The organism is Mariniflexile sp. HNIBRBA6329 (assembly GCF_043558645.1).
Lineage (GTDB): Bacteria > Bacteroidota > Bacteroidia > Flavobacteriales > Flavobacteriaceae > Mariniflexile.
The window spans coordinates 272,570-287,776 of record NZ_JBIFXS010000002.1; the positions used below are offsets into that span (position 1 = coordinate 272,570).

The following is a 15,207-nucleotide window of genomic DNA, read 5'->3' on the forward strand; positions in this document are numbered from 1 at the left end:
ACTATTTTAATTTTAACCATTTAATTTTATAAAGCCACCATCAATAGGAAAATCGGTTCCTGTAATAAAAGATGCTTCATCTGAGCATAAGTATAATGCTAAATCTGCCACTTCTTGTGGTTTTCCCATCCTACCAATTGGTTGCGTTTTTGATAGTTTTTCAAACATTTCTGCTTCTTTACCTGGATAATTGTTCTTCAAAAACCCATCAACAAAAGGAGTATGGATTCTTGCCGGTGACATACAATTACAACGTATACCATAAGCTAAGTAATCTTTAGCTACCGAATAGGTCATGGTAAGTGCAGCACCTTTAGACATGGAATAAGCAAACCTATCGGAAAGTCCTACTGAGGATGCTATGGAGGCCATGTTTAAAATAACCCCGCCATTTTTTTTCATGTGTGGAATTGCTGCAAAAATACAGTTGTAAACTCCTTTTACATTCACGCTATAAACACGATCTAAATCTGCTTCGGGCGTATTTTCAACGTTTCCAATATGGGCTATTCCTGCGTTGTTTATTAAGATGTTTATAGTATTCTTTTCTGAAATGGCATCAATCACTTTAACAACATCTTCTTGATTTGCAACATTGCACTGATGTACTTCTGCTGAACCACCATCGTTTTCAATCTCGCTTTTAGTGATTTTGGCGTTATCAACATTCAACTCTAAAATATGAATATACGCCCCTTGGTCAGCCAATGTTTTTGAGATGGCCTTCCCAATTCCGCTACCTCCACCGGTTATTATCGCTGTTTTATTTTTAAGACTAAACTTCATTTTTTTATGCTTTACAATATAGAAAAATTAACCATTGCTTTAATGACTTTGGTTTTTGGATCTAACCAAGAGTCAAAATTTTCAATCATTTCGGTAAAATTAACTTGATGCGTTACAAAAGCTTTTGTTGGAAATTTATCTAGATTTTTAATTACAAAGTTAAAATCTTCCAAGGTTGCATTTCTACTACACATAATGGTAGATTCTTTAGCATGAATAGCTGGGTGACTAAACACCAATTCGCCTTTAGATAAACCAACCAAGACATAGCGACCACCATGCGACATATATGCAATACCGCCTTCCAATGCGCGTTTATTTCCTGTACAATCAAAAACCACTGTTGCCATATCGCCATTAGTTATTTTGGAAACTTCTTCAACTGCAGTTCCAGATACTTTAACCACATGTTTTACACCTATTTCATTTTTAACAAACTCTAATCTGGCTTCATCAACATCTAAAGCAATAACTTCAGCGCCTTTAATTTGAGCTAATTTCATTAACCCAATACCTATGGGTCCGCAACCAATAACCACAACATTTTCGCCTTTAAGCACGTTAGCTCTTCTAATAGCATGTGCTCCAATAGCTAAAGGTTCTACAATGGCCATTTCTTCAAAAGATAAATTATTAGCTGGAATTAGCAAATCGGTTCTTACTGCAAAATTTTCCTGCATACCACCATCGGCATGTACTCCTAAAACACGAATATTGCTACAACAATTCGTTTTTCCTTGTCGGCATGCTAAACACGTACCACAACTCACATAAGGCATCACAATGACCTTATCTCCTACTTTTAAGTTTTGAGGATTATTTCCTATCTCAAGAATTTCGGCTGCCAATTCATGACCTAAAATTCTAGGATAGGTAAAAAATGCTTGATTACCAGAATACGCATGTAAATCGGTACCACAAATGCCAACGCGATGCACTTTTATAAGTGCTTGATTTTCTTCTCTAGTTGGGATTTCCTTCTCCTTTAAAGTAAACTTGTTTGGTTCTTCACAAACAATATATTTCATCTAAATTATTTTTATTAATTTTTTACTGTTTCTATTTCTATAGAGGTTTTGATTGCCTCATCATTGGTGGATGCTGTTAATTTAATATCATCATCTTTTCCATTCGATTGGATAATAACCAAACACTTTCCATTAAACGCTTTAATTCCTTTAGCTTTGAATGAAGATAAGTTTGCCTGATAGCCATTATCTACCCCCACAATTTTACCACCACCTTCAACTTCAAAATGAATTAAATTATCGGCTTTAGCCACAAAATTCTCTTCAGAATCTAAAATATTAACTGTTACATAAACCAAATCGTAATGGTCTCTCACAATTTTTTCCTTATCAGGAACCAACTCTATTTTAGAAGCTTCACCTGCTGTATGAATTTCTTTTTCCAAAACCACTTTTCCATTTTTTCTAGAAACGGCTTTAAGAGTTCCAGGTTTAAAATCAACTTGCCAACATAGATGTAAATCGTCTTCCGACTTTGATTTAGCGCCTAACGATTCGCCATTTAAAAACAGCTCTACTTCATCAGCATTGTTGTAATATGCCCAAACATCAACTGTTTTGCCTTCTTCCCAATTCCAATGTGGAAACAGATGCAAAACATCTTTGCTAGTCCACTCACTCTGGTACATATAATACACATCTTTCGGAAAACCTGCCAAATCTACAATACCAAAATACGAGCTGCGTGCTGGATATGGATACGGAATAGGCTCTCCTAAATAATCGAATCCTGTCCAAACAAATAACCCAGCTATAAAATCCTGTTTTTTAACGGTGTTCCAGGTTTCTTCGTGTGTAGAGCCCCAATAAGCCGATACGTTATCGTAAGCCGAAACCGTAAAATCTTCATTGCCATCAAAAGGTACGTTGTGTGCTGGTGGCCATCTGCGGATGCTATCGGAAGGCATATCGTATTGCCCTCTAGTGGCTAACGCCGACATGTTTTCTGAAGCTATTATTTTTTCACCTTTAAATCTTTCAGGGAAATCTTGATAAGCTTCGTGTTTGTAATTAAAGCCTAATAAATCGAGGGCGCCCGATTGGTAAATGAAGTTTTTATCGGGTTCATTTTCGGTTAAAGCACAAGTTACAGGTCTGGAAGTATCTAAATTTTTAACAATAGCTACCAGTTCTTTGGTTAACGATATTCCTGCTTCATCAAATTGTTCACGAATTTCGTTACCTATACTCCACATCATTACAGAGGGATGGTTTCTATCGCGTTTTATTAAATCTTCTAAATCTTTTTTATGCCATTTATCCCAATCAACGTTATAATCGAATTTTACTTTTTTCAATTTCCAAACATCAAAAGCTTCATCTTGAACAATAAAACCCATTTCATCGCATAATTCCAATAATTCTAAAGATGGTGGGTTGTGTGCTGTACGTACGGCATTAACCCCCATATCTTTCATAATGGTGAGTTTACGTTTTATGGCTGCATGGTTAGCTACAGCACCTAGGGCACCATTATCGTGATGTAAACAAACCCCTAGAATCTTTGTTGGTACCCCGTTAAGCGAAAAGCCTTTTTCGGCATCAAAATCAAAATAACGAATACCTGTTTTTGTGGTATAATTATCTACCAATTCGGAATCTTCATAAATTCTGGTTACGATGCGGTACATATACGGATCTTCCAAACTCCAAAGTTTTGGATTTGAAATTTCTATATCTGATACTTTTACCAAGGTTTTGTTTGGATACAGTTTTTCTAAAGTGGTTGCTTTTCCAACCTCTCTATCATTAGCATCATAAATTTTGGTTTCCAATTTAAACTTTTTAATAAGTCTGGAGTTATTTTGGATGGTTACTTCATAATTAACCAAAGCTTTTTCTTCAGTAACTTTTGGAGTTGTAACATAAGTGCCCCAATGGGCTACATGTAATTTTTCGGAAGCTACCAATCGTACATTCCTGTAAATACCAGAACCCGTATACCAACGCGAGTTTGGTTGCTGAGAATTATCAACTTTAACAGCTATAACATTTTCTTGTTCGCCGAAGTTTAAATAATCTGTTAAATCGTAAGCAAATGATATATAACCATTTGGACGTTTCCCTAAATATCGCCCGTTAATCCAAACTTCGCTATTTCGGTAAACGCCATCAAATTCAACAGAAACCGATTTATCAACCCACTCTTCTGAAATGGTGAATGTTTTTCGATACCAACCTACTCCTGCTGGCAAAGCGCCACCTTCTGGTTTGGTTGGATGCTCTTCGCTAAACTCGCCTTCAATACTCCAATCGTGTGGTAAATTTAGTTTTCTCCAATCAGAATCTTGGTATTCTAATTTACTGGCTCCTGGATTTTCTCCCAACTTAAAATTCCAATCGAAATTGAAATCTTCAACAATTCGAATATCTTTTTCTTCGAAATTACAAGCTACAACTAAGCAAAATACAATACTTAATAAGGCAAAACGTTTAACTATCTCTATCATTTTTAATATTATTGAAATTCAAATGATTCTAATCGTAATCCTTTCATATTCTCCGATTCTATTTGAATTTTATAAGTACCCGCATTGATATAACCTCCCGATGTGGTATTTAAAATTTTCCATTTTTCATCGGCAACTGGAAACTCAATATCATCATTTCTAAGTAAAATGCCGTTAGCATCTTCAATTTTGAGTTTTACTTTTACTGGATACTTATTCATATTCATAAATCGGTAGCGCAACAAATAAATATTTGCCACACCAGGATTTACTGTAAAAGTAATACTGTTTTTGGAATTTTCGGTAAACTCTATATAATCACTTTTCTTAAAAAATGCTTTTTCTATACCAGAACCTGTAGTTTTAGCATCTTCGGCTTCCAACTTTAAAATGGTTCGGGTGTCTTGTTCCTCCATAGAATAGGTTGGAACTACCACAATGGAACTTATATTGCCTTCACCTTGATTTTCAAAAAGCACCTTTTCGCCTTTTATAACTTCCTTTTTAAATACATTAAATTTTGTTCCTTTTGAATTTTGAACCGTATCAGGAGTTTTTTGATAGCCTTCTAACCATGAAGATTGTTTTATACCACTTTCAACAAATACATAAATATTGGCATTTTCCTTTGAAATGAACGACCCTGAAATATTGGCTTTAGATGAATTTAAAAAACGCAAATAATCGGCTCCATAAACTTCAGCAGGCAATTTAGTAAATTGAATATCAGCGTCTTTATACTGCTTACTATTATCATCTAACCAAGAACCAATTTCAAATTCAACATTAGTTGAAACACCTAAAATATTTTTAGAAGACGATTTTGCTGCTTTAACATCTACATTTTTTGTAGCAATAGCTATGGCTGAAATCACAGCTTGACTCGATGCTACTTTTGGAAACGAAATTTTTAATTTCCCGTTTTCACTCTTTGCATTCAGTACTTTTTTTAATGCAGTATCGTGCCCAACTTCGCTCCAAATATCCAAATCTTTTAAAACGACTTTTCCGTTTATTGCCACATCAAATACGCGCCAGTTTTTGCAGTCCATTCCTTCACCGGTTCCATACCAAGGTTCTATAAAATAAAGTTCTACTTGATATTCTCCATCGGGTAACGGAAATTCATAACTTAATTTATCGGCTCCATATCTAAAGTTTTGGAATAAACCCCAATCTTTAGTGTTTGCAATTGGGTCGTTTGTGAAACGCTGACTTGCATAAAAGGCTGGCAGGTTTTCAAAATTATCTGTCCATGAAATTGAACCCCAAGTGTTTTCATCTGTTTTATGAACATCGGCTAACCACGTATTACCATAAGTATCTTTATAATCTGAACCTCCACTATTAACACGATAAACATAATTGTAATTAGATTCTGGTTTTAAAATAGCGTTGGATTCTGATATTAAAGCATCAAAATTGGGTGCTTTGGGCAAGTTGTTTAAAACTATATAATCCTTAGCAACTGCTTTACCATCTACATAACCCACAGCATACAACACGTTGTATTTTATATCAACCTGATTCCATTGAAAATGCTCTCCAATAACCCCAGTTTTTTTAAGCTTTCCTAACGATTCATTATTGACATCATTAAACAACTCCACCTCATCACAGTTAGAGTAAACATCAATCCCGTTTTTTACACCTACAGCATCCCAACGATTTTCCCACGAATGCGACACAATATAAACCATCGGGTTCGTTTTGTTAGAAACATAATTTGCTCTGTACATATAAAACGCATCTAACGGTTCGCCCCAAATGGTAAAAACACCTTTGTAATTTACAGGGCCAACCTTGTCTATATCCCGATAGCCTTCACCATTTTGAGTTCTTCCAGGATTTTCATGTGAATACAACAACCAATGGTATTGACCAACGATTTTATCTTTAACCGATTCCGCTTCACGCACTTTAATTTCCATAAGTTGCGAAAACCTGTTTTCACTTAATTCTCCTTTTTGATCGAATTCACCTTCGGTGTGTAAATCGGCACTTCTCCAAGCACCATATTCTCCGTTTAGTAATTGCTCAGTAAGTTCTTCACCATAATTATAAGGGTCGCCGCCATAGGTTCCAGACCAATTCTGAATAACGTTCCAATCGGTTCCTTCACCGCCATTACAAGTGGTTACGATACGTTGTTTCGCTGAAGTTGGATCCATCTCTCGAATAATTTGAGTGCACTCTTCTGCAAATTCTTTAGGAATCGTGCTTTCGTTTTGTAGGCCCCACATCACTACCGATGGATTATTTCTACGCTCTTTAATCCATTCTCTTAAAAGTCTTTTAAAGTTTTCTTTAAACTCTGGTGTATCATACCAAATGTGAGCAGAAAACTGACTCCAAAACAAAATACCTTCTTCATCTAAATGCTCTTGATATTTTAAATTATGCGGTTGGTGCCCTTCTCTAAAAGAATTGTAACCAGCAGCTTTTATTTGAGAGATTCTTGCTTCTATTTCAGTATCTGAAAACGCATGGCTTTTGCCAATTAAATGCTCGTATTCGCAAGTACCGTTTATAAATAAAGGTTCATCATTGATTAAAAATCGATTGTCGTCTCCTTCTCTAGCAACTGGCCAACTTACCCAACGGATACCATATGGCGTTGTTAATGCATCTATTAAATTTCCGTTTTCATAAACCTTTGTTGAAAGTTGATACAAATACGGATTACTTGGTGACCATAATTTTGGGTTTGAAATTTCAGGTAAGGTTTGCTTTACTGCATTAACATCTGAAACATTTACATTTTCCGTTTTAATTGATACGACTTCATTACCATCTTCATCATAAAGTGAATTGATAATTGCAATATTTTTTGATGAATTGCTATAATTTTTAAGTTCTGTTGTAATATGAAGCAATGCTCTTTCTTTTGAAGTTTTATCATCATTCCAAACATGAACTCCAAAAGGTTCTATTCTTAGTTTATCTGTGATGATTAATGACACAGGTCTAAAAATCCCCATAGGTTGGGAACCTTCCGAAAAACCCCATTCACCCGAACAGCCTCCACAAACCCAAGGTAAATCGGCTATAAAAGCAGGGTGTGCTGCCTTAACAACAATGGTGTTTTCTTTTTCAAAACTAACCACATCTGTAATATCTAAAGTAAATGTAGTGCGGCCGCCTTTATGCTCGCCTACTTGTTTGCCATTTACCCAAACGGTGGCATAGGAGCTAACACCTTCAAAAAACAAAAAATGTTGTTTCTCTTTATTTGAAGCATCTAAATGAAGTGTTTTTTGATACCATGCCGTACCATGTAAATTACCATGTGACATGCGACGGTAACCATAATATTGATCCCAATTATGAGGTACTGAAACATTTTCCCAATCAGCATCTGGACTTAGATTCTTTACAAAATCATTTTCAGATTGATTTAAACTATCTAAAACGATGGATTTCCAATTGGAATTAAGCGAAATCGTTGTTCGAATGTCGTTAGGCTTTGTAGCCGTTTTACACGAAAACAACCCAATAAACACAAAAAGGAATATGTATTTTAAATATCTCATTTAATAGAATAGCCAATCTACAGCTTCTTTTTCATTATCATCAATTAATCCCACATCGCGAGACGTTACTTTTTGATTTGCATCAATAAACCCAAAAATCAATACACGTCCTTTTCCTAAAACCAATTCATTTTCACCAGACTTAAATTCATACGTATGAATATTCACTCTAGGTAAATCTCTTAACCTAACAGCATTAGCCAAAATAACTTCGGCTTCACCTCTAGTATTTCCTGCGGCGTTTGTTTCTAAACTTGGTGGGAATAAAAAGCGTTTTTGATCGGTATTGAAATAACCAACGACCAATTTCACAGGCTTATCATTTTTAAATTTAAGATGTGTACCATTTTCATTTTGGTTGTCTGCAATGAATGAAATGCCTTTTAAATTTTGAAGTTCTGGAGCTATGTCTACAATTTCAGATTCTGGCATCCCGTATACTTTTGTTCCTTTCTTTAGGTTATAATAGCCATTATTTTTCATCAACAAAGAAACATCTTCAACTTGCCAAGGGTCTCCTTCTTTTCTTACTATTTCACCATCTTTAGGAGCTTTTAACAAGTTTAAATTTCTTTTGAAATTAGCCAATTCACGTTCGTAATGTGGGAAAAGCTCTTTCCATGTTTTATTGTTACCATCATCGCCTCCTATAGGGATTCTACGTTGTGCCGTTTGCATACTGTTGGCATACAAATAAGTATCTTTAGTTAAATTAACCAATTGCTTATAATGGTCGATGCTCTTTTCTAAATGAGGCAATGTTTTTTCTAAATCTTTAATATCATTGGAATAGCTATAACGCAACACCAACAATGCGGCTTCTACTTTTTCTGAAAAGAAATTGGCAAATGCATTGTAGCAATACATGTCATTTTTTAAACGGATAAACTCAGCTTTATCCTTGGTTATTTTAGCTTCAGCTTTATCAATGGATAAAACAGCTTTTTTTCCATGTTCTACAATTTCATTGATAATTTGAACTGGAGTTTCACCTTCATGCGGTGTGTGTTCCCATTCTTTTTTAGCATATTCTAAAAGAATTTCGCCAATAGGGCCACAAGATTCGTAAAAGCCTGGGTACACGCGCCATTTGTATGGATTTACCAATTGACTTTCGAACATACCCAATAACAAGGTTTGACGGTTTCCTTCAGTAATACCAAAGCGTCTTAATGTTTTTGGGGCTATTTCACCAGCTTCTTCATAAGCTTTTAAAATATGTTTACCTGTTTCGGTATCTGTTCCAAATTTTGCCGCTAACTCTTCACTCCAAAACTTGATTTCATCGTTTCGATCTCTATTAGATTCCCATGCGTAACGCGACCAAGCTTTGTACCATATCCAATCACGATCCATTTCCAACAAACGAGTTTCTGTTTTATCTGGTGCATAAGGCCAATCCCAATACGATGTTTGCGGATATAGATGTAGCGCATTGGCACCATGAACCTTATGCATGGCTTTTACACTTTTTTGAATAAAATCTGGAGAACCATAACGGAACGGTTCTAAATTTGCTAAAATATGAACGTTTGAAATATGTATAGAACCTGCTTCACTTAGCTTTCTATGTGTTTCAGCCCAAGGCCCACGAGGTTGGTAAGTCGTTAAAGACTCGCCATTATACTTGTTCATGGTATAAAGATTTTTATATAAAGGCAATGCTTTTTGCATAACCACCGGTGCATCGGTATCGTGCGCCCTAAGAATTATAGGTGGCTCTTCGGTTTTACCCAAAGCTTTTAAACCATCTTTAACCCCGGGAATAATGGTTTTTGTAAACCACTCCACATCATATTCCCGTTCCATAGCTTCACCTAAAGCTACCAACAAGCCCACATTAGGATATTTTTCAATGAAAGCAGCAATCGATTTTTGGGTATAATCAGCAATTACAGGCACAATAGGTCTGGAACGGTCTTGTGTTTTAATATTGTAATGCTCTGCAAATGGTTTCGAAACAATGATGTTATAAAACATTTGAATAACCCAAATACCACGTTTATCAGCTTCTTCAGTAATAAATTTGAAAATCTCTTCATTCTTTTTGAAATCTTCGTCGCTAACTTCAAGTGCAAACGGATAATCGTCCAATTTCACCAACGAAGCAAAAGGGTGTCCGTTCCACAAGTACAAAGAATTGTATCTGTTTTCTACCAGCATATCCAAATACTTTATCCAAAGTTCTTTGTCGTAAAACCATGGAAAGTTTTCGGGTGTATATGGGTATTCGTAAACGCTTCTACCTTCTAAATATTCTGTTTTTTGAAGCCCTATAACGGTACCACGCAACACCATTTCTGGACCATCTTCTAAATTTATAGTGGCAGGTAATGCTTTTTGCTGATTGATTTGATCTATCAATTCTAATACGCCATACAAAGTTCCTGAAGCATCAGCACCTTCAATAGAAATTATATTTTCTGAAGTACTTATTTTGAAACTTTCTTTTTTAGTATTATCTGTTTTTTCTGAAACAATAATTACACGATTTCCCTTGTTGTTTGACATTTCAGATGAAACATTAACAACGTAATCATTCCTAACTAACACCTCTGAAAGCTTTTCTACTCCAAACTTAATTCTAGGCGATTCTAAGTCAGCAACAATGGTAACCTGCATTTGTGTTGTACAAGAAAAAACAATGAAAATTAAAACAATACTTAAATACCTCATAAAACTGTTATTCTATATATTATTTATTTTGAAACACCTTTTTAAGGTAAGCGGCATTAGCCGTATAATTTGCTTTCACATTATGCACTTGTGCGGTATCCCTAGAGCGTTCTACAATAAGCCAACCTTTCCAATGCATTTCATCTAAGGTCTTTTTAATAGCCGGTAAATCGATGGCTTTATCATTTTCAATCCAAACGCCATCGGTGTTTGAAGCATGGATTTGACCAATATTATCTCTTCCTAAAGTTTTTAATTCTTTGGAAATATCACGTCCGTTCTTTATCGCGTTCGCAAAGTTGAATGAAATTTTAATGTTTCTGTTATCTATTTCTTCTAACAATTTCTTCTCTTCGGAAGCTGACAATGATGTTTCAATAGCTATAATACCATTAATCTTTTCTACTTCTTTACCTGCCCAATGTAATCGTTCCACAATTGCTGGTCTTAATTCTGGATTTTTAACCAAATCACCTTGGGTACCTAATGGCAAATAAGCCACTTCTACATTGAATGTTTTCATCACTTCAATACAATCCGAAACCATTTTTTTATAGGTTTCGCGTTTTGCAAACGACTGCGCATAAAACCCAGACATCGCAATGGAACTTATACCAACACCCGTTTCAATCATTTTATCTTTAAAAACCCTCACGCTGGCAGTATCTCCATTTACAAACTTACTATCAAACGTTTCTCGATCTCCTAAACCACCCATATCCATTTCAATACCATCAGCATCAATTTCTTTGGCGAGTTCAAACGACCCTAATTTTTGGCGTTTTAAGATCATCCAATCGCAAACAGCCACTTTGTATCTTTCTTTAGTTGGTCCTGGCCAAACACCATCTTTAATTGGGAAAGACACCAACTTTAATGGATCTATTTTCACATATTTAATTTTTTGTCTGCGCCATGTATAAATACAATGCAACATGCCATCTTTTCCTTGGATGATTGCTGGATATGAATATTGACTGATTTTTGAATCTTCTAAAACCAAAGAAGCGTCCCAGTTAACACCGTCATTGGAAACTGCAATATTTAAAGGACTTCTGTAACCTTTAGTTGTACCTTCATCTGGCCAAACGTGATTATAAATTAACACATGCTGTCCATTTTTCATGGTAACAGCATCGGTACCAGAACTGTTATTAGGCATATTCAATAATTCTAAATCAGACCAAGTTTTTCCATTATCTTCAGACCATGTGCTGAATAAATGCCTGTTTCTGGTTCTCCCTATTTGTTGAAGTTTTCCGTTTTCATGGAACAAAACACTTGGCTGGATGGCGTTAATAGCATTCTTACCTTTTGGAAGCGTATCTCCCATAACCCAAGTTTTACCAAAATCTGGAGTCGATTCCATACGTAAATTCCAGCCGTTTTCTTCGGTACTAGATGGCAATAAAAGATTTCCGTTTTCTAATAAAACAGGTTTGTTTTTTATAGGCCCTAAAAATCCATCAGGCATTTTTTCTGGAGAAGACCAGGTGTCTCCACCGTCTGAAGAGCGCATTAACATGCCCCACCAAGTTGATGGACTTGGACCAATTTTATAAAACAACATTAAATCTCCGTCTGGAATTTGGTACAATACAGGATTCCAAGTTGGGTACCTCAACGTATCATTTTGCACACCATTTGCGACCTCAACGCCTTCTGTCCATGTTCCATTTTTGCGTTTACTTACCCAAATACCAACATCAGGATGTCTTTCATGAGTACCGCCAAACCAAGATGCTACCAAATCGCCATTGGTGGTTTCTACAATAGTTGCAGCATGACATGACGGGTATGGCGCATCTTCATTAACAAACTCTTCTATTAAAATGCCTTCTTTCCATGTTTTTTCTTCTAAAGTTATTTTTTTAACTTCTGCTGTTTGTTTACAGCTTCCAAAAAACACTACACCTGTTATAATTAATAAAGTTTGAATTAGTTTCATGTTCATCTGATTTATTAGTTTAATTCTGAATTATTTTAGTTTATATTAATTGAATAAGTTCCTGATTTCAACTCTAAAACAAGTCTATCTTCTTCCGTTTTATAATTTTCAGAATTCTTATCTAATTGTTTTTTATTGATTTTTACTTTTGAAACATTGGTGGTTGGCAAATACACCAACGCACTCGTGTTTGCAGGAATGGTAATATCCCAAATCAATTTGTTTTTTGTCTTCTTCCAATGACTTTTAATAGTACCATGAATAGATTCATACGAAGCATTCACATAGCTTAAACCGGCATTAAAATCTGGTTTCATAATGATTTGTTTAAAACCTGGCATTTCTGGATTACTTTTAATCCCCGCCATATTTTCGTAATACCAAACCAATAAATCGCCCAATAGCATCACGTGGTTTTGGGAATTCATTTCTGGGTCGGCTGTATTACCGTTCCATAATTCCCAAATGGTGGTGGCCCCATTTTCAACCATATAACCCCAACTTGGATAGGTTTTATTTGACGCTAGTTTGTATGCCAAATCACCCCTTCCATTTTCTGTTAAGGTTCTCATTAAAAATTGTATCCCAACAACACCCGTACTTACATGACCTTGCTTAGTGACTTCAACTTCATGCACCATGTTATCAAACACTTTCGCCTTTAATTCTTCTGGCACCATACCAAATGCTAAAGGCAATACATTAGCTGTAACAGTATTATTGGCATAGGTATTATTTTTGTTCAAATATTTTTTATTGAATGCCATTTTTAAGCGTTCTGATAAATCATCATAATGTGCTATATCAACTTCAGTTGCATTAATAATATGTGCAAACTTTTTCATAATTTGAAGTAAGTGATAATAAAAGGCACTCGACAAAACCTCACCATTGGTTAAACGTGTAGGATCTTGCGAACGGATAATTTCCAACGACTCTGGTGGTACACACCAATCGCCGTATTTGTCTTTAGTCATTAAATCGTTCTTCAAATAATTGGCTTCCATATAATCCATCCATTTTTTCATGTAGGGATAATGGTTTTTAATCACATTTTCATCAGCAAATTGGTTGTACAACATATCGGCCACTTTAATATAAGCACCTTGCCAAGTAACGCCATCGCCATAATAACGCCAAAATGCAGGAGCAACATCTGGAATACCTCCATCTAAAGTTTGCGAAAATTTAATATCGTCAAGCCATTTTGCGTAAAGTGTTTGATTATCGAACAAAAAACTCTCACCATAAGCTCCCGTCGTTCTATCACCCAACCATGGTTGACGTTCATTACGTTGCGGACAATCAATCGGCATGCCTTTATAATTCCCTCGAATACCCCAAAAAGCATTCTTGAAAATTTGGTTCATTGTTGGATTAGAACATTCAAACGTTCCTATAGTTTCTATATCGTCATACACCACTTTTCCTAAGAAATTACCTAACGAAGGTTTATATTTAAATCCTGAAATTTCTACAAATCGAAACCCATGATATACAAATTTTGGTTCCCAAATTTCTTCGCCTTCACCTTTTAAAATGTATTGGTCAGTTACTCGGGCATCACGTAAATTCGCTATATAAAGCGACCCATCTTCTTTTAAAGATTCGGCAAATTTCATCGTGATTGTATCGCCTCTATTTCCCTTCACTTTTAGTTGCAGCCAACCCACCATATTCTGACCCATATCTAAAATATAGCTACCCGTTTTGGTTGCTGTTATGGAAATGGGGGTTACCTCATCCATCACTTTCATATTGGGTGTCATTTGTGCCTCTGGAAAACCACCTGGTTCTTCAACCCACGTTAAATTTAGCCAATTACTATCGTCAAAATTATTGGTATTCCAATTGTGTATTTCATTTCTGGCATCATAAACTTCGCCATCATATTCGTTGTTACTTCTTATTGGACCGTTTGGTGTAAACTTCCAAGTTTCATCGGTTTTTATGGTTTCAGTAGTGCCATTTTCGTATTCAATATCCAACTGCAATGCCATTTTTGGAAACCCAAAACTTTTAATTTTATAAGGTTTGTATTCTTGACGCATCGCAAAAAAACGTCCGTTTCCTAAAATGGTTCCTAATACGTTTTCACCTTTTTTTAATTGAGATGTTACATCAAATACATTATACTTTACGTTTTTTGTGTAATCGGTTGGAACAGGTGCCAACACATGATTCCCTATTTTTTCACCATTAATATAAAGCTCATACAAACCCATACCCATAATGTAAACTTTGGCATTTTTTACCTGCTTTTTAACATCGATTTGCTTGCGAATATAACGTGCTGATAATTTTGAAAACTGGCTAACACTATCACCCGGAAACAACTGATTATAACCTATCCATCGGGTTGATTTCCAATCGGCATAGGTTAAAATACCCATACTCCAATGTGCGGTTTCACTCCATTGGGTTTCTCCTTTATTTGTCCAGACTTTAACTTTCCAATAGGCTTCATCTTTACTATCCAATTTTTTTCCTGAATAGGTTATATTCATTGAAGCATTGCTCGATACTTTGCCAGAATCCCATAAATCGGCATTATTATTTTTTAATTTTTCAGCTGAAGAAGCTACCAGAATTTGATATGTTTTTTGCTCAACTTCTGATACGTCAGTGATAATTTGCCAACTCAATCGTGGCTGCAACACATCAATCCCTAATGGATTTGTAAGCATTTCACATTGAAGATTATGCAACTTTATATCATTTTGAGCCATTACAGAAAATGAAAAAAGAAGTATAACTATATATTGAAGTCTTTTCATTAGATTTTA

General features: G+C 35.4%; 7 protein-coding genes. All 7 read right to left on the reverse strand.

Annotation, left to right across the window (positions count from 1 at the left end; genetic code table 11):
• Positions 1-12 precede the first annotated feature (12 nt).
• From ACGK9U_RS04055 to ACGK9U_RS04085, 7 genes are read right to left on the reverse strand one after another with little or no spacing between them, the layout of a single operon-like run.
• Positions 13-786: an SDR family NAD(P)-dependent oxidoreductase gene (locus ACGK9U_RS04055; protein ID WP_394465077.1), complete on the reverse strand. Its 774-nt coding sequence runs from the start codon at positions 784-786 to the stop codon at positions 13-15.
• Between the two features lie 11 nt (positions 787-797).
• Complete coding sequence (locus tag ACGK9U_RS04060) at positions 798-1,814, reverse strand: zinc-binding alcohol dehydrogenase family protein (RefSeq protein ID WP_394465078.1); 1,017 nt, start codon at positions 1,812-1,814, stop codon at positions 798-800.
• 14 nt (positions 1,815-1,828) lie between these two features.
• A complete protein-coding gene (locus ACGK9U_RS04065; RefSeq protein WP_394465079.1) occupies positions 1,829-4,264 on the reverse strand; it encodes a sugar-binding domain-containing protein in 2,436 nt (811 codons plus the stop codon).
• 8 nt (positions 4,265-4,272) lie between these two features.
• Complete coding sequence (locus tag ACGK9U_RS04070) at positions 4,273-7,797, reverse strand: malectin domain-containing carbohydrate-binding protein (RefSeq protein ID WP_394465080.1); 3,525 nt, start codon at positions 7,795-7,797, stop codon at positions 4,273-4,275.
• The gene (locus tag ACGK9U_RS04075; protein ID WP_394465081.1) at positions 7,798-10,473 is read right to left on the reverse strand and encodes a hypothetical protein; all 2,676 of its coding nucleotides are present in this window, start codon (positions 10,471-10,473) and stop codon (positions 7,798-7,800) included.
• 19 nt (positions 10,474-10,492) lie between these two features.
• Entirely contained in the window at positions 10,493-12,421 is a 1,929-nt protein-coding gene (locus ACGK9U_RS04080; RefSeq protein WP_394465082.1) for an exo-alpha-sialidase, read from the reverse strand.
• 35 nt (positions 12,422-12,456) lie between these two features.
• Positions 12,457-15,198 carry a glycoside hydrolase family 78 protein gene (locus ACGK9U_RS04085; RefSeq protein ID WP_394465083.1) on the reverse strand — a complete coding sequence of 914 codons (2,742 nt, stop codon included), beginning with the start codon at positions 15,196-15,198 and terminating at the stop codon, positions 12,457-12,459.
• Positions 15,199-15,207 lie beyond the last annotated feature (9 nt).